Below are 17145 nucleotides of genomic sequence, written 5' to 3'. Positions count from 1 at the left end.
GTCAGCGCGCCGGCTGTTTGTTGGTCACCCGCGCCGTGGCTTCGGTGATGGTGCGGAACACCAGCACGTGTTTGCACAGGCCGGCGGCAATCGCCATGGCGCCGTTGATCACGCCCGCCAGCGGGCCGGGCCTTCGTAGCCGCCGCCGAACCAGTTCACGTTCAGGCCCAGGCGCTTTTCAGGGCGCTGGGGCGACCGGGGAAAATGGGTCGCCATTGTTGTTATCGCCTGGCCACAGGCTACGCCGTCGATATCGCTGCGCTGCAGCCGGCATCGCTAATGGCTTCCAGCAGGGTCCAGGGTCAGGCGCATGCCGACTTGCTGGAAGGCCCGTCCGATCTCGGACTGGCCGATGCCGGTAATGGCCACGTCTTTTCATAACGGTGATCGAACATCACTGATCCTTCTCGAAAAGCGGCACCACACGTCCTCGATATTGAGAAACTGACCCGTACCGGCATGTCGATATGCACATCGGTGACGGGAATGCCCACTACGTTGCTGACGAATTGCAAGCCGGGTTGCTCCACCAGCTCGACGATCGCCACCACATAGGGCTCTTCCAGCTCCGGGTTCCAGGCTGGTGGTTGATGGTGTAGCTCAGCACCTTGCCCTTGCCGGACACCGCCGTGGGGCGTGACCCTCGAAGCTGGCACATTGCGGGCAGAGCGGCGGGGCGGGTGAAAAAGCGGCTGCAACTGGCGCAGTGGTGAATGCGCAGTTCGCCCTGTTCCCCGCCTTGCAGAAGCGCGGTTATCGGCGTTGAGTGCAGGCAGTTTTCTAGGCATCGGCATTCCGCAGACAAGTGTTTGACGTGTGGTCACACAGTATCATTTGTACATATATTGGAAAAGTGTCATATTTTGCACCCAGAAAAGCGCGGCAGACGGTTTGTGGCGCTAAAACAACAACAAGAGGATTTCGCGATGTCCCAGTCGTTACTGGACAAGAGGGTAGTCGTCACCGGCGGCTTTGGCGCCCTGGGCAGCACCCTCGGCAAATTGCTGGCCGAGCGTGGCGCACGGGTGGCCCTGCTGGACCGCAGCGAGGCGCCGGCGGCGTTGCTCGAAACGCCTAACCTGGTTTGCCTGGGCGGCGTAGACCTGACGTCCGCCGAGTCGGCCAAAGCCGCCTTTGCGCAATGCAGGAAACAATCGGCGGCATCGACGGGCTGGTCAACGTGGCCGGCGGCTTTGCCTGGGAAACCGTGGGAAGGCGCAGCCTGGACACCTGGGATCGCCTCTATCAGATGAACGTGCGCGACCGCCGTCGTTAGCTCCCAGGCGGCGCTGGCTTTTCTGCTGGAGTCCACGGCCGGGCGTATCGTCAATATCGGCGCCCTGGCGCAGTCAAAGCCGGCATGGGCATGGGCGCTTACGCGGCCTCCAAAGCGGGCGTGGCGCGCCTCACCGAAGCGCTGGCCGAAGAATTGAAAGACCGTAACGTCACCGTCAACGCCGTGCTGCCAAGCATTATCGACACCCCGGCCAACCGCGCCGATATGCCCGATGCCGACAGCAGCCGCTGGGTAACGCCGGCTGCGTTGTCCGCCGTGGTGGCCTTTCTGCTCAGTGACGAAGCCGCTGCCGTAACCGGCGCGCTGTGCCCGTGAGTGGTCGCGTATGAGACTGGTGACCTTTACTGACGAGATCGGCATCGACCGTGCGGGCGCATTGCTCAACAACGACCAGCAAGTGCTCGACCTGCAACGAGCCCATCACTTGCTGCGTGGCCACGACAGCGCCGCGTTGACCAGCATTCTGGCCTTGGTGGAAGCGGGCGACGAAGCGCTGGCCCTGGCCCGCGGCCTGGTGGCCAAGGCGCCGGCGGAAACCGTGGTGGAGCGCCACAGCGTAAAGCTGCGCGCGCCCATTCAGCCGCCGCCGCAGATGCGCGACTGTTCCTGCTTTGAGCTGCACCTGAAACAAAGCTTCGCCGCCGCCCGTCGCGCCCGTGCGCTGCGCACCGAAGACCCAGAAGCGACGTTGAAAGCCATGAACACCCGCGCCGATGACCGGTGATCGAAACCTTCAACAAGCAGCCCATCTATTACAAAGGCAACCGCTTTGCCGTGATCGGCAACGACGACGAATTCCTCTGGCCAAGCTTTAGCCGCGCCATGGATTTCGAGTTGGAGTTCGGTTGCTACATCGGCAAGCGCGGCAAAGACATCAGCCGCGAGGCGGCCCGTCAGCACATCGTCGGCTACACCATCTTCAACGACATGAGCGCCCGTGACGCCCAGGCGCTGGAGATGCCCGGCATGCTCGGCCCGGCGAAAAGCAAAGACTTCGATACCGCCAACATCATGGGCCCGTGCCTGGTCACGGCCGACGAGCTCGGCGACCCCTACGACCTGACTATGGTCGCGCGGGTAAACGGCGAAGAGTGGGGGCGTGGCAACACCCGCGATATGCGCTGGACCTTCGAAGACGTCATCGCCCACGTGTCGCGCTCGGAAACCCTGTACCCCGGCGAGTTCCTCGGTTCCGGCACGGTCGGCAACGGCTGCGGCCTGGAGCAGCTGCGCTACCTCAAGCCTGGCGACGTGGTGGAGCTGGAGATTGAAGGCATTGGCGTGCTGCGTACGCAAGCTGGCACTAAGGCGGCGAGCAAAGCAGAACAAACGGCATAAGGCGGACGAATTCACTTACAACTCATGAGTGAATTCTATGTACAGAAACTAAAAAAGTGTCTTATATTGCATCGCGGCTTACCGCCGTGACGCCCTGAGTAGGAGGCAATCATGCTAACAAGAACAAGCCCCGTATTGTCCGATGGCACCAAGGTCGCTGACCTGATTTACCCATCTAGCCGCGAAGTGCAGATGCGCGTGTTGTCTGACCGCGAAATTTACGAGCTGGAGATGGAAAAGATCTTCGGCAAGATCTGGGTACTGCTGGGCCATGAGTCGGAGATTCCTAACTCCGGCGACTTTATGGTCCGTGACCTGGGTTCCGATTCCGTCATCGTGGCCCGTGGCAAACAAGGCGAGGTGTTCGTCAACCTCAACGTCTGCCCGCACCGCGGCATGCGCATCAGCACCGCTGACTGCGGCAACACCCAAATTCATAAATGCATCTACCACGGTTGGGCCTTCCGCCCGAACGGCGACTTTATCGGCTCGCCCGTTGAGCGCGAGTGCATGCACGGCAAGATGCTGCCTAAAGAAGAACTGGGCCTGAAGAAAGCCCGTGTTCAGTTGTACGGCGGCCTGGTATTCGCCACCTGGAACATCGATGGGCCGTCGTTTGACGAGTTCCTCGGTGATGCCAAGTGGTATTACGACATGCTGTTCTGCCGCTCCGACAAAGGCATGGAAGTGCTCGGCCCGCCGCAGCGCTTTATCGTCAATGCCAACTGGAAAACCGCTGGCGAGCAATCGGCAGCCGACGGCTTCCACACCCTGACCCTGCACCGCTGGTTGGGTGAAGTGGGTAACTACGCCAAGAAAGGCGAGGGCGAAACGTCGGCTGACTTGAGCCCGGAAATGTACGGCGTGGAAATCAGCTCGCCGCACGGCCATGCCCTGCGTTGCATCGACCTGGCGCGCAAAATCAAACGCCTGACCGGCCTCGACCCGGCCGAACTGACCGTGCAGCAAAAGCTCGAAGCGTTGCCGCCAGCCGGCATGACCCGCGACATGGTTGAGCAACTGGCGAACAACCTCAGCGACGACCAACTGCAGGTGCTGACCAGCATGCCGCCGCAAGTGGGCGGGATGTTCCCGAACATTCTCTTCGGCTTTGTTTACATTCCACAGCCAGACGGCACCGTAGTCGGCTCCATGACCCTGCACGCCTACGTGCCGCAAGGCCCGGACAAGCTCGAGTTCGTGAACTGGATCTTCGCCGAGAAAGACGCGCCGCCAGAGCTGCGTGAAAAAATGCTCAAGCAGACCATCCAGCTGTTCGGCACGTCCGGCATGGTTGAGCAAGACGACTCCGACACCTGGCCGCACATGACCCTCGCCGCCAAAGGCGCCATGGGCCGTAAGAGCACGCTCAAGTATCAGGCGTGTTTTGAAACCGGCGCGCCGGAAGGCTGGCCGGGCCCGGGTATCGTCAACGAAGGCTTCACCAAAGACGACACCCAGTGGCACTGGTGGCTGTACTGGCATGAACTGATGACGGCATCGGACGAAGAAAAAGAGTCCTGATTCCGTGGAAGCCGGCGGCCGTAACTGGCCGCCCGTTCACCTGCATTCACTCGTACAAGAATAAAAAGTAGGAGTAACCCATGACTGAGGTTCAACAACGCGGCGTGGAAGATATCCAGCCGGGTTCCCCCGTCGGCACCAAGCGCGTGCCAGTGGGCTCGCCGCTGTACAACCACGTGGTCACCTTTCTGTATGAGGAAGCCACGCTGCTCGACCAGATTCGCCTGAAAGAATGGTCAGAGCTGCTGGATACCGATCTGATCTACACCGTACCGCTGCGCCAGACGCGCACCGCCTCCGAGCTGAAAACCACCATCGTGCGTAGCACCCAGCATTACCACGATGACTACCGCTCGATTCTGGGCCGCATCTTGCGCTTGTCCGGCAAGAGCGCCTGGGCCGAAGACCCACCCTCGCGTACCCGTCGTTTGGTCACCAACATCTTCGTGGAAGAGACCGCCAAGGCAGATGAGTGGGTGGTGACCAGCTACCTGCTGCTGACCCGTAGTCGCTTCAAGGATCACCACGTCGACATCATCAGCGGCGAGCGCCGGGATGTGCTGCGCCGTGGGGAGAATGGGTTGAAGCTGGCTCGGCGTGAGGTGATCCTCGATCAAGCCGTACTCGGCACGCCGAATCTGGCGGTGTTCCTCTAACTCATACTCACGAACCGTAGGATGGGTAGAGCAGCGCGAAACCCATCAATGCGATATCAGCTATTACCGCATTGATGGGTTTCGGCTACGCCTCTACCCATCCTACGTTTTGGTTCCGCGAAGCCATGCTTGATCCTCCCCACACAACTTCTGCCCCTCATTACTGAAATCCAACGTCGACCCCTTCATCCGCAACGCCTGCTCGGCCCGCTCGGGCTGTTGCGTGTAGCAATGCCCGGTATTCACCGCATGCACCTGTGCATCCAGGTTGTACGCCCGGCCCATCGAAATCAGCGTGCAGCGCCGCAGCAATAACGCCGCCTCGGCCACGTCTTCCGACAAATTGCTCAACGCCCACTTCGCCATACCTTCGCGCAGGTTCACCCCGGCATAGGCATACGGCCCCTCGATATGCGTGCCGTCGATATCCCACGTCAGGTCTTCATTGCCGTCGCGCACCAGGGTTGCGCGGGTGCGCTGGTTGACTCGCTCGCCGACGTAAATGTCGTAGCGGCGTTTTTCGGTACCGCGCGCCGCCGCCGCAATCGCCAACCCCGCCAGGTCCAGCAGGTGCGTGCATTGGTGGCTGGCATCGGTTTGCCGGGTAACGGAATGGGCGACCTTGTTCAACGCCATCCCCACCAACTGCTGTAATTGCCCGGTGGCTTGCGGGCACGCGGAGTAGGGGAAGCGCAGCGCTTCGCCGCCGATAGCCGTGACGCTGCCGGCCTCGTGGTGCACCCACACGCGGAAGTGATGGAAGTCGTCTTCCACGGCGGCGCGCACCTCGCCACCGTGATCGGTGTAGCTGGCAATGATGTCTACGCGACGACGAAAACCGGCCATGCTCAATATCCTTGTTCTACTGCTGTTCAGGCGGGCGAAATCGGTTATATTTGAACACTATAACCAATTATGTTCATCAAAAAACAAGAAAAGGAGGGGCTATGGCTCTGCTCAATGAACAGGTGGCGGTCATCACCGGCGCGGGTGGCGGCATCGGGCGTGGCATCGCGCTGAATTTCGCCAAAGAAGGCGCGGCTGTGGTGGTTGCCGAGCTGGATGCGGCCAGTGGCGAAGCAGTCGTAGCAGAGCTCAAGGCCCTGGGCGGCAAAGCGGTATTTATCCAGACCGACGTGTGCAAGAAAGCCGATATCGAAGCCGCTGTGCAGTTGGCGGTGGATGAGTTCGGCGGCCTGGATATTCTGGTCAACAACGCGTTTGCGCCCACGCCCAACGTGCTCCTCGAAGAAAAAACCGATGCCATGCTCGAGCAAACCCTCAACTCGACCGTGTGGGCGGCCTGGTGGGCGATGAAAGCTGCACTGCCGCATATGAAGGCGCGTGGCGGCGGCAAGATCATCAACTTCTATTCGATCGATATCGAGATCGGCGCCTGGCTGCATGGCGACTACAACACCGCCAAGTCGGCCATTGTTGGCCTGACCCGCAGTGCGGCGTCCGAGTGGGGCCGGTTCAATATCCGCACCAACGCCATCGCGCCGACCGCGATGGGCGCGACCTTTCACAAGCTGGCAGCGGAGACGCCGGGGTTTGCGGAAATGTCGGCCTCGATGCGCCCGTTGGGCCGCTCGGGTGATCCGGAAACGGACATTGGGCCGGTGGTGGTGTTCTTGGCGTCCGAGATGTCGCGCTATATCACTGGCGAGACTATTCATGTGGATGGTGGGTTGCATTTACCGGGGTATAACTCGCGGCCTAAGAACGTGCCGTTTCGCGAGTATTGAGTTTCGTCATGCATAAAAAACGCGGTCAGATGGCCGCGTTTCTTATTGTGCGTTTTCGTCGGGATTTTGATGGGTATCGCTACGCTCCACCCATCCTACGGTCCATTCGTAGGATGGGTGGAGCGCAGCGATACCCATGCTGGGGTGTGGCGGATTACTTCTTCGATACGGTGATGTTAGTGGTCTCCAAATCCCACGTCGTCGCCGTTTTCCCTTCATCGCGCAGCTGATATTTCAACACCCGTCCCTGCGGGTTTTTTGGCAGGCTGGTGCGAAATTCGATATAGCGCGGCAGAGCGTAGTAGGGCACCGAATCCGTCGCCCAATGGAACAGCTCTTCAGGCTGCAACGTCGCGCCTTCATGCAGAATCGCCGTCACTTTCACATCGTCTTCGCCCTTATCGGACGGCACCGCATGCACGGCCACTTCGGCCAGCGCCGGGTGAACGGCAAAGGCGGCTTCCATCTCGAAGCTGGAGATGTTTTCCCCACGCCGACGCAGGTAGTCCTTTTTGCGATCGACGAAGTAGAAGAAGCCTTCGTCGTCGAACCGACCAATGTCGCCGCTGTGGAACCACATATTGCGCATCAGCTTTTGCGTGTCTTCCGGGCGACGCCAGTAGCCCTGGAACATGATGTCCGGGCGCAACGGGCGCACCACGATTTCGCCCGGGGTGCCGGGCGGCACTTCCTGGTCGAGGTCGTCGACGATGCGTACATCAAAGTCGGGAATGCGTTTGCCGGAGGAGCCGGGCGCCGCGTATTCGCCGGCGGCCAGCGAGGTGATTACGCAGGCTTCGGTCAGGCCGTAGCCGTTGCCGCCGACCAGCTTGGTACCGAACCGGTCGCGCCAGATCTTCTTGGTTTCTTCGGTGTAGGGGTTGCCGCGTGCTGTGTGGATCTGGCCGACGCAACGCAGCATCGCTTCGTTGTCCGGCGCTTGAGCCAGCAGGCCGCCCATGCCGCCGAGAATGGAGGCGATGGTCGCGCCGGAGCGTTCCACTTCCTGCCAGAAATTCGAGACCGAGAAGCGCGGCAGAATGGCGGCGCGTGCGCCTACCAGAATGCTGGCGATGATCGACACGCACAGGGCGTTCATATGGAACAACGGCAGCGGGGTGATGGTGACGTCGTCCGGGCCGGCCGGGCCGGCGCGCAGTTGCAGGCGCGCCAGGTTGCACATGAAGTTGTAGCTGATCATGCAGCCCTTCGACGGCCCGGTGGTGCCCGACGTATAGATAAGGCAGGCCAGGTCCGAAGGTTGCGGTTTGGTCGCGAGCGGCGTGGCATCGCTGCCGCGGAATTCGTCCAGCGGGGCAATGCGGATGCTGCACTCGGGAATCTGCTCTGGCGTACCGCGATGCAGGATGTGGTGTACGTCGTGCAGTTGCTCGGCCAGTGGCGTGATGCGCGCCAGGTATGCGGCTTCGCAAATCACCACCGAGGTGCCGGTATCGGCAATTTGATGGCGCAGGAATTCGCCTTTCAAGGCGGTGTTGATCGGCACGCTGACGGCACACAGCTTGTTGATGGCCAGCCAGGTGGTGACCGCATCGATGTTGTTATCGAGCATGGTCAATACGGTTTCGCCGGGCTTTACCCCCAGGCTAGACAGCGCGTTGGCCATTTTTGTCGATAGTGAGTCAACCTCGGCGTATGTGTATAACTCTCCGCTGAAATCCAGCAATACCTTGTCTGGATGCCGCGCCACCGCACGATCTAGTGCTGCAATGACAGTGTCTCGTTCTCCCACTGCCCAGGTCTCTGGATTTCCAGTGCTGCCCATGAGTTTTCTCCGTTTAGGCAGCCTCAACGACTGATCTGCCTGATTTATTTTGAAGAGAGAACCGGATTCTAAATACAAACTTGGGAAATGTCTTTAGCAAAGAGTTGAACATATAGTGTTATTTATGCCCAGCTCTTGTGCTAATGTTTCGCATCTCTAGCCCTTACGAGCCCAACCTTTCATGCCAAAACGCGCAGCCCAGAAAGCCGAAACAGCCTCGCCAGCCCCTAAAACCAAGAAAACTGCTGTGCCAGATGCTTCGTTGCGCACGGTGAAGCCGGCGGCCAGAAACAGTGCGGCGGGTGTCAAAGTTAAGCCCAATCGCCGCTCCGAAGAGACCATTGCCAATATCCTCAAGGCCACTGAAGAAGTGGTGCTGATGTCTGGCGCGGATCGCATTTCGATCCTGGATGTGTGCCAGGTAGCAGGGGTGTCGCGCGGCACGTTCTACCGCTACTTCTCGTCACAAGAAGACTTGTTGGATACCTTTTCCCGGCACAAACGCGAGAGTTTCCATACCTCGCTGTCCCAGGAGTTGGGCCATATCAGTGACCCCGAAGCGCGCCTGAATGCGCTGTTCGCCTACCTCGACAACTACCTGGAACAGAGCCGTGCACGCCGGTTGTTGGTGGTAGCACCGGACTACGCGCTGGGCTTCTTCCGCCGTATTTTCCACGACTCGATCGTGCGCTTTCAGGATGGCCTGGGCATCGTGTTCGATGATTGGGACGACCGCCTGGGCGTGCGCCTGGACCGCGAGCTGATCTGCGAGATGATCATTCGTTATGTGTTGAGCGAAATCTTGGTGCCCGAGGCCGCCGGCCGTCGCTTATTCCCGGTGCGTGTGAAAAAACTGATCGGTGCATTGATCATGGGTTCGACTTCCCGCACCCGCCGCTAATCGCGTTTTACACCCCGCAACACCGCCAAAGCCCCCGTATTTCGGGGGTTTTGCGTTTCTGCCTACTGCATTTCCTCGCAACCGCATTCCGTTCGTCACCCTTCATGCGCGGCACTCATCCGTAAAGCTGACACCCAGTCGACACCTCTAGAAGGCTCTGGCGCGGGCTTCTGCGCGCCGCTTGAAAATAATATGAACAGATTTTTGATTTCTGCTCATTTTAAATTTAAGCTCTGGCCTCAGCAGCGAGCCTTTCGGCATTCCTTTTCGTGGCTGGCCACGTAAAAGCGCCGCGCTAACAACCAACAAAAAAGTACCAACCTTGAGGTGCCTAGCCATGCTTATCGATCTCCACGCACACGCTCCCCATCCGGGCTACTACAACCAGCACCCACACTGGGGGCCGTTCTTTGAGCAACACGCCGACGGCGATATCAAGCTGCGCGTAGGGGATTGGATTCTTGGTCTGGGGTCGCCGGAACGTAAGGCGGCCGTGCGTTCGGGCAATGGCCCGAAACTGGAAGAATATTTTGCCCGCTGGGCTGACCCGAAAGTGCGCCTGGCTGGCATGAATGCCGCCGGGCAGAACCTGCAAGTGGTCTCGGTGCCGTCGCACTGCTACATGTACTGGACCGAAGCCGAATTCGCCGTGCCGTTTGCCCGCAAGGTGAACGAAACCCTCGCCGAATACTGCTCCGCTGCGCCGGATCGCCTGATGTACTGGGCCCACGCGCCGCTGAATGTGCCGGAAGCGGCGGCCGCTGAACTGCGTTACGCCTGCACCGAGCTCGGCGCAAAAGGCCTGGTGGCCGGTGGCGCCAACTTTGGCGGGCTGGAATACGACTCGCCGGAACTGGACGTGGTGTGGCGCACCCTGTGCGACCTCGACCTGCCGATTTTCGTGCACGGCTATAACCAGTCGGTTACCTGGGGCAAAGACGCCAACACCGACCGCTACGAAACCACCGCCATCGTCGGCATGCAGTACGACGAAAGCCGTTGCTTCTGGAACCTGATCTGCGGCGGCGTGCTCGACCGTTTCCCTGACCTGAAGGTGTACATCACCCACGGCGGCGGCTATGTGCCGTACCAGTTGGGTCGCCTGGCCAAAACCAACGAAAACCTCGACGTGAAGTACAACAAGAAGCCGTTCCTCGATTACATGAAGAACTTCTACTTCGACGTTGAACTGCACGAAGTGCCAATGCGCCAAGCCCTGGTCGACATCATCGGCGCCGACCACGTGCTGTACGGCAGCAACTTCGGCGGCAGCGATGCGGTGCGTCATGACTTGACCCACGGCCTGAAACTGTCGGATGCGGACCTGAACAAAATCCGCTACGAAAACGCCTGCCGCCTGCTGCACCTGGACCCGGCCAAATTGGGCCAGGTAGGTGCCTGATGAAGCTGGCGCGTTGTGAGTATTTTTCTACTGGTCCTTTTTGGGCTGTGGTTGATGTCGCTCAGGATCAAGTAACGCCCATTTCCGGTGAGTTTCACGAGTGGGCGCCGGCCGTGGCGGCGGGGCGCGGCGTCAGTTCGCTGCGCTTTTCCGGGCCGTCTTTGCCATTGTCGAAGGTGCGCTTGCTGCCACCCATCGAACCGGTTAACCGGGTCGTGGTGGCGGGCGCCAACTACGCCAAGCACCTGGTGGAATTCGGTTTGAAGGCACCGGCTCAGCCGGTCGCCTTCCTCAAAGCCTATGGCGCGCTGATCGGCGCCCATGACCCGATCCGTTTTCCACTGCTGACGGAAGAGCTCGACCACGAAGTGGAACTGGTGGCGGTCATCGGTAGCAACGAGATCAATCTCGATGACCCGCTGGCCAGCGTGCTTGGCTACACCGTTGGCAACGACGTGAGCGCGCGTGACTTGCAGCGCAGTGGGCCCGCCGGTATCGGCATGGACCTGTTTGCCGCCAAGAGCCAGGACCGCACCACGGGTCTTGGCCCATGGATTGTCACCAAGGACGAGTTCCCGGAAGGTTCACCCAAGCTGCGGCTCACCCTGAAAGTGAATGGTGAAACCCGTCAGGACGGCAACACCGCCGAGATGACCTGGGATGTCGGCCAGCTCATCAGCTTTGTGCAGCAGCGCTCCAGCTTTGCCTGTGGCGATGTGCTGTTCACCGGCTCGCCGGCCGGTGTCGGCATGGGCACCGGGATATTTCTGAACGAAGGTGATGTGGTCGAGGCCAGCGTCGAGGGCATCGGCACCTTGCGCAATGTGGTCAGCGAAAAGAACCGTGGCTAATCGAGAGCGAACTATGAACGCCAATAAAGAAAAAGTAGTCGTGGTCGGCGCCGGCTTGATGGGCACCGGCATTGCACATGCGTTCGCCAGTTCGGGGTTCACCACAGTGCTGGTGGACACCAACGCGGCTTCGTTAACCCAGGCCCGGGCCAGCATCGAAAAAATCCTCGGCGACGGTGTGCGCCTGGGTAAAGTCAGTGAAGAAAAAGCCAAAGACTCGCTGGCCAATCTACTGACCACCGGCGATCTCAGCGAAGCGGCAACCGGCGCCAACTGGTTGGTGGAAACCGTGTCCGAGCAGCTCGCCGTGAAGAAGGCGGTGATCAGCCAGGCCGCGCCGCTGCTGGCGGCCAACGCGATCATTGCCACCAACACCTCAGCCCTCAGCGTGACTGAAATCGCCGCTTCGGTAGAGGGCGCCGAGCGCGTGGTGGGCATGCACTTCTTCAACCCGGTGCACAAAATGAAGCTGGTGGAACTGGTGCGCGGTCTGGCCACCACCGATGAAGTGGTTGCCCGTACCCGCACCCTGTGCGACCAGATCGGCAAGACCTCCATCGTGGTCAACGAGTCGCCGGGTCTGACTACCAGCCGCATGTCGGCGCTGTTGGGTAACGAGGCGATGTGGATGCTGCAGGAAGGCACCGCGACTGCCGAAGATATCGACACCGCGCTGCGCCTGGGCTTCAACCACCCGATGGGACCGCTGGAATTGGGCGACCTGACCGGTTGGGACACGCGCTTGTCAGTGCTGCGCTACCTGCATTCCACCCTCGGCGAAAAATTCCGCCCGTGCCCGCTGATTATCAAGATGGTCGCGGCAGGCCGTCTGGGGCGCAAAACCGGCCATGGCGTGTACCGCTATGAAGACGGTAAACAGGTTCCGGGTTCGGGGCTCAAGGCGAGTGCGCTATGAAAGAGATCGTCATCGTTGATGCGGTTCGTACGCCAATTGGCAAATTTCGCGGCAGCTTGGCTGGGGTGCGGGCTGACCACTTGGGGGCTCTGGTTATCAGCCGCCTGCTAGAGCGGGTGGATGTGTCGCCGTCGCTGATCGATGACGTGATCTTCGGCAACGTGACGCAGATTGGTGAGCAGTCGGCCAATATCGCCCGCACCTCGTTACTGGGTGCGGGCTGGCCGGTGACCATTCCGGGCCTGACCATCGACCGCAAATGCGGCTCGGGGGAGGTGGCTGTGCACCTGGCCGCTGGCGCGATTGCCAGCGACGCGGCGGATATTGTGGTGGCCGGCGGTGCAGAAAACATGAGCCGCGTGCCCATGGGCAGCAACCGGGAGATTCACGGTGAAGCCTTCGGTTGGATGGCCAGCGAGCGGTATGAGCTGACCAGCCAGGGCGAGGCGGCCGAGCGCATTGTCGACAAGTGGAAGCTGAGCCGCGACCAGTTGGATGACTTCGCCTTCGCCAGTCACCAACGGGCGGCGGCAGCCAGCGATGCCGGGCATTTCGATAACGAAATTGTGCCGGTGCCGGTGGAAGCGCTGCGGGAGAAGGCGCTGACCGACCCCGTCGCCACGTTGAGCAAAGACGAAACCATTCGCCGCGATACCACGCGGGAAAAGCTGTCGACGCTGAAAACCAGTTTCCGCCCGGAAACCGGCCGGATTACCGCAGGCAACTCGTCACAGATTTCCGATGGCGCGGCAGCCTTGCTGGTGATGAGCGCAGAGACCGCGAAAAAGCTCGGGCTCAAACCCCGCGCGCGAATTCGTGCGTTCACCACGGTCGGCTCCGACCCCACCTTGATGCTCACCGGCCCCATCGCCGCCACGCATAAAGTGCTGGGCAAAGCAGGGCTGCGCATCAACGACATCGATCTGTTCGAGGTCAATGAGGCCTTCGCCTCGGTGCCCTTGGCCTGGATGCTGGAAACCGGTGCACCGCACAGCAAGCTGAACGTGAACGGCGGCGCCATCGCCCTCGGCCACCCGCTGGGCGCTAGTGGTGCGCGGCTGATGACCACCTTGCTCAATGAGCTGGAACGTATCGGTGGCCGTTATGGCCTGCAAGCCATCTGCTGCGCCGGCGGCATGGGCACGGCGACCATCATCGAACGGCTCGGCTAAGGTGCCGCGCCTATCGCTGGTACCGATAGAAGCCATGCCGGCGGCGTTGCAAGACGCCGTTGGCCGTGGCCAGCGCAACCGAATGCTCAGCTCCACCACGCCGGTGCAGGTGTGGGCGCACCGACCCAAGGCCGCACTGGCCTGGCTGGCGCTGATGGACAGTTTGCACAGCGACAACCTGCTGGATGAGCGCCTGAGCGAATTGGTGCGGCTGAAGATTGCCAGCATCACTAACTGTCAGGCCTGCCAGTTGGCGCGCAAGTCCGATGCGGTGACCGAGCAGGACATCGCCTGCCTCAGTAGCGACAGCGAGCACTTCACACCCGCCGAGCAGGCGGCATTGGCGTATGCCGAGCTGTTTGCCAGCGACTACATGAGCATTGGCGATGAGCACTTTGCCCGGCTGGGTGAGTTCTTTAGCACTGAGCAGGTGGTGGAGCTGGGGATGTTTTGCGCGCTGATGTTGGCGGGTGGGCGGATGACGTTTGTGCAGCAGGCGTATTAACCGTTTTGTAGGAGCCAGCTTGCTGGCGAATCTTGGAAACACCGTTTGCAGGGTTCGCTAGCGAGCTAGCTCCTACAGGTCCTCTATTAGTTAATCAAATTGTGTAAAAACGTCCAATAACGTACGTGATAAGCCTAGTATTGGTAACGGCCCGAGCGCCTATTCCATAAATAAAGACAAAAATAACGGAGACGATCATGTCCACAGCAGCACAGAGCGATCTGGTCAAAACATTCACCGATGTGGCCAGTAACTACAAAGGCACCAGCGATATCGACCTGCACGCCACTTACCGTGACATGCGTGCCAATTCGCCTGTGCTGGCAGACAACTTTATGAACCGCCTCGGCGTGCCGTCGATTGCGGGCTTGGACGCCAACCGCCCCACCTTCACTTTGTTTAAGTATGACGACGTGATGAAAGTGATGCGTGACGCCACCACGTTCACCAGCGGCTTTATCGCCGAAGGCCTGGGCGCGTTTTTCGATGGTCTGATCCTTACGGCGATGGACGGTGACGCCCACAAGAACATCCGCAACCTGCTGCAGCCGGTGTTTATGCCGGAAACCGTGAACCGCTGGAAAGAGACCAAGATCGACCGGGTAATTCGCGAGGAATACATCAAGCCCCTGGTGCCGAATAAAGGGCCGATTTGATGGACTTCGCCCTGTATTTCCCAATTCGGGTCATCTACTCGCTGATCGGTTTTCCTGAAGACCGCCCGGAGAAAATCGAGCAATACGCCGCGTGGGCCCTGGCGATTCTGGCCGGCCCACAGGTTGACCCGGAGAAAGCCGCTGCCGCCCGCGGCGCTGCGATGCAGGCTGCCAAGGCACTGTATGACGTGGTCAAGGACGCCGTAACCGAACGCCGCGCCGAGGGCGCAACCGGCGATGACCTGATCAGCCGCCTGATCCGCGTGGAGTACGAAGGCCGGTCCCTGGATGACCATGAAATCGCCACCTTCGTGCGCTCCCTGCTGCCGGCTGCCAGCGAAACCACCACCCGTACCTTCGGCACGCTGATGTCGTTGCTGCTGCAAAACCCCGAGACCCTGGAGCGCGTGCGCAATGACCGTAGCCTGGTGAACAAGGCGATTGATGAAGCGGTGCGCTTCGAGCCAGTAGCCACCTTCAAGGTGCGTCAGGCGGCCCACGATCTGGAGATTCGCGGTGTGCAAATTCCCAAGGGAGCGATGGTGCAATGCATCGTGACTTCGGCGAATCGCGACGAGGATGCGTTCGAAAATGCCGATAAGTTCGACATTGATCGCAAGCCAAAACCGTCCTTCGGTTTCGGCTTCGGCCCGCATATGTGCATCGGTCAGTTCGTGGCCAAAACCGAGATCAACTGCGCGCTCAACGCCATTCTCGACCTGATGCCCAACATTCGTCTGGACCCAAGCAAACCTGGGCCGCAGATCGTTGGCGCGCAGCTGCGTGGGCCGCATTACCTGCATGTGTTGTGGGATTGATGTCGGCTTAAGGGGTTGTGACACCTTCAATATTCTGGATACCCGCCTTCGCGGGAATGACCAAGGCTTTGACAAAGAACACCGTCATCCCGGCGCAGGCCGGGATCCAGAATTGCGCGTCGATCGAATTAATATGAACACATTCAAAATATGTGTTTAATTAACTCGAAGTCTGCACTATGATTCAGACACAACAACAAGCCCGAATGCGAAGGGGAAAACAATGAAAGTTGAAGATCTGATTCTCGTCAGCGTCGATGACCACGCGATCGAGCCGCCAAATGCCTTTGCTCGTCACATGCCTGCCCGCTTCAAGGGGCGTGAGCCGCATGTGGTGAAAAAGGGCGACCGTGATGTGTGGGTGTTTGAAGAGCAAGCCACTGGCTACATGGGCCTGAACTCAGTAGTCGGCCGGCCGAAAGAGGAATACGGCATGGAGCCGCTGGGCTACGAGCAAATGCGCCGTGGCACCTGGAACATCAAGGACCGTGTCGATGACATGAACGCCAACGGCGTGCTCGGTTCGCTGTGCTTCCCAACCTTCCCAGGCTTTGCTGGCCAACGCTTCCAGGTGCATGCCGACCGCGAAGTGTCGCTAGCCGCCATCCAGGCCTACAACGACTGGCACTTGCACGACTGGTGCAACGCCGCCCCGGGCCGTTTTATTCCGTTGATGATCGTGCCGTGGTGGGACATGAAAGCCGCCGCTGCCGAAGTGGAACGCCTGGCCAAGCAGGGCGTGCACGCGCTGTCGCTCTCCGACAACCCGGCCATTCACGGTTACCCGTCAATCCATAGCGATTACTGGGACCCACTGTGGAAAGCCTGCAGCGATAACAAAGTGGTTATCTGCTGCCATATCGGCACTGGCGTCAAAGCCAACCACGCCTCTGATGAGTCGCCGATCGATGCCTGGATCACTTCCATGCCGATCTCCATCGCCAACTCGGCGGCGGACTGGATCTGGGCGCCGATGTGGAAGAAATTCCCGGACCTGCGCATGGCGCTGTCTGAGGGCGGTATTGGCTGGATTCCTTACCTGCTGGAACGTGCGGACTTCACCCACCGTCACCACAACGCCTGGACGAACTCCAACTTCGGCGGGCAGATGCCGAGCGACATCTTCAACAAGCACTTCATCACGTGCTTTATCGAAGACAACTTCGGCCTGCAGAACCTCAAGTACCTGAACACCGACATGGTCACCTGGGAGAGCGATTACCCGCACTCCGACTGCACCTGGCCGAACTCGCCGGAAACCGCGTGGGAGGGCTTGCAGCACCTGGACAAGGCGATGATCGACAAGGTCACTCACCTGAACGCCATGCGCGAGTTCTCGTTCGACCCGTTCGCCATCCATGGCCGCGAAAACTGCACCGTCGGTGCACTGCGCGCCCAGGCTCGCCACGTCAGCACCGAACCGGCCCTGGGCCTGGGCGGCGCGGATCACGGGCGGCATGACGACAAACCTGTGACCTCCGGCGATATCAACCGGATGTTCGCCGACGCTGACGCGCAAACCGCGTTGTAAGCAGCCGCTGCGCCTGGTCGTGGATCAGGCGCAGGCGTCGGTTC

General features: G+C 60.2%; 12 protein-coding genes and 5 pseudogenes. 13 read left to right on the top strand and 4 right to left on the bottom strand.

The window, feature by feature from the left end; all coding sequences use genetic code 11:
* Window positions 1-13 precede the first annotated feature (13 nt).
* Together AC0V2S_RS25365 and AC0V2S_RS25360 are read right to left on the bottom strand one after the other, a co-directional pair.
* Window positions 14-395: pseudogene (locus tag AC0V2S_RS25365) on the bottom strand (thiolase family protein); the annotation flags it as partial.
* Window positions 396-500: 105 nt separating this feature from the next.
* Window positions 501-788, bottom strand: a pseudogene (locus AC0V2S_RS25360) (Zn-ribbon domain-containing OB-fold protein); the annotation flags it as partial.
* Window positions 789-926: 138 nt separating this feature from the next.
* On the opposite strand from AC0V2S_RS25360, the pseudogene AC0V2S_RS25355 reads away from it, so the two are divergent.
* From AC0V2S_RS25355 to AC0V2S_RS25340, 4 genes and pseudogenes are all read left to right on the top strand, one after another.
* A pseudogene (locus tag AC0V2S_RS25355) lies at window positions 927-1626 on the top strand (SDR family NAD(P)-dependent oxidoreductase).
* A pseudogene (locus AC0V2S_RS25350) lies at window positions 1623-2635 on the top strand (fumarylacetoacetate hydrolase family protein). The pseudogenes AC0V2S_RS25355 and AC0V2S_RS25350 overlap by 4 nt, the downstream one beginning before the upstream one ends.
* Before the next feature lie 111 nt (window positions 2636-2746).
* The gene (locus AC0V2S_RS25345) at window positions 2747-4159 is read left to right on the top strand and encodes an aromatic ring-hydroxylating dioxygenase subunit alpha (protein ID WP_475512136.1); all 1413 of its coding nucleotides are present in this window, start codon (window positions 2747-2749) and stop codon (window positions 4157-4159) included.
* Window positions 4160-4239: 80 nt separating this feature from the next.
* Window positions 4240-4815: an aromatic-ring-hydroxylating dioxygenase subunit beta gene (locus tag AC0V2S_RS25340; protein WP_475512135.1), complete on the top strand. Its 576-nt coding sequence runs from the start codon at window positions 4240-4242 to the stop codon at window positions 4813-4815.
* A 102-nt stretch (window positions 4816-4917) separates the two neighbouring features.
* On the opposite strand, the gene AC0V2S_RS25335 is transcribed toward AC0V2S_RS25340, so the two are convergent.
* Window positions 4918-5661: a DUF2889 domain-containing protein gene (locus tag AC0V2S_RS25335; protein ID WP_475512134.1), complete on the bottom strand. Its 744-nt coding sequence runs from the start codon at window positions 5659-5661 to the stop codon at window positions 4918-4920.
* Between the two features lie 101 nt (window positions 5662-5762).
* Here AC0V2S_RS25335 and AC0V2S_RS25330 point away from each other — a divergent pair, with 101 nt between their 5' ends.
* The gene (locus AC0V2S_RS25330) at window positions 5763-6563 is read left to right on the top strand and encodes an SDR family NAD(P)-dependent oxidoreductase (protein WP_475512133.1); all 801 of its coding nucleotides are present in this window, start codon (window positions 5763-5765) and stop codon (window positions 6561-6563) included.
* A gap of 154 nt (window positions 6564-6717) precedes the next feature.
* Here the strand turns inward: AC0V2S_RS25330 and AC0V2S_RS25325 are convergent, their stop codons facing one another.
* On the bottom strand, window positions 6718-8349 hold the full coding sequence (locus AC0V2S_RS25325; RefSeq protein WP_475512132.1) for an ATP-dependent acyl-CoA ligase: 1632 nt from the start codon (window positions 8347-8349) through the stop codon (window positions 6718-6720).
* A gap of 181 nt (window positions 8350-8530) precedes the next feature.
* Here AC0V2S_RS25325 and AC0V2S_RS25320 point away from each other — a divergent pair, with 181 nt between their 5' ends.
* From AC0V2S_RS25320 to AC0V2S_RS25285, 8 genes and pseudogenes are all read left to right on the top strand, one after another.
* Window positions 8531-9250, top strand: coding sequence for a TetR/AcrR family transcriptional regulator (locus tag AC0V2S_RS25320; RefSeq protein WP_475512131.1), 720 nt, complete (start codon window positions 8531-8533; stop codon window positions 9248-9250).
* Between the two features lie 337 nt (window positions 9251-9587).
* Window positions 9588-10652 carry an amidohydrolase family protein gene (locus AC0V2S_RS25315; RefSeq protein ID WP_475512130.1) on the top strand — a complete coding sequence of 355 codons (1065 nt, stop codon included), beginning with the start codon at window positions 9588-9590 and terminating at the stop codon, window positions 10650-10652.
* On the top strand, window positions 10652-11503 hold the full coding sequence (locus AC0V2S_RS25310; protein WP_475512129.1) for a fumarylacetoacetate hydrolase family protein: 852 nt from the start codon (window positions 10652-10654) through the stop codon (window positions 11501-11503). The genes AC0V2S_RS25315 and AC0V2S_RS25310 overlap by 1 nt, the downstream gene beginning before the upstream one ends.
* Before the next feature lie 13 nt (window positions 11504-11516).
* Window positions 11517-12419 carry a 3-hydroxyacyl-CoA dehydrogenase gene (locus AC0V2S_RS25305; protein WP_475512128.1) on the top strand — a complete coding sequence of 301 codons (903 nt, stop codon included), beginning with the start codon at window positions 11517-11519 and terminating at the stop codon, window positions 12417-12419.
* Window positions 12416-13591: a thiolase family protein gene (locus AC0V2S_RS25300; protein ID WP_475512127.1), complete on the top strand. Its 1176-nt coding sequence runs from the start codon at window positions 12416-12418 to the stop codon at window positions 13589-13591. Before AC0V2S_RS25305 ends, AC0V2S_RS25300 begins: the two co-directional genes overlap by 4 nt.
* A 1-nt stretch (window position 13592) precedes the next feature.
* On the top strand, window positions 13593-14096 hold the full coding sequence (locus tag AC0V2S_RS25295) for a carboxymuconolactone decarboxylase family protein (protein ID WP_475512126.1): 504 nt from the start codon (window positions 13593-13595) through the stop codon (window positions 14094-14096).
* 197 nt (window positions 14097-14293) lie between these two features.
* A pseudogene (locus AC0V2S_RS25290) lies at window positions 14294-15570 on the top strand (cytochrome P450).
* Between the two features lie 223 nt (window positions 15571-15793).
* Window positions 15794-17101, top strand: a complete 1308-nt coding sequence (locus AC0V2S_RS25285) for an amidohydrolase family protein (RefSeq protein ID WP_475512125.1) — start codon at window positions 15794-15796, stop codon at window positions 17099-17101.
* The last annotated feature ends 44 nt before the right edge of the window (window positions 17102-17145 follow it).

This window comes from Pseudomonas sp. CC11G, from assembly GCF_056174845.1.
The sequence above is the reverse complement of the archived record's forward strand: the minus strand, read 5'-3'. Positions and strand labels throughout refer to the sequence as shown.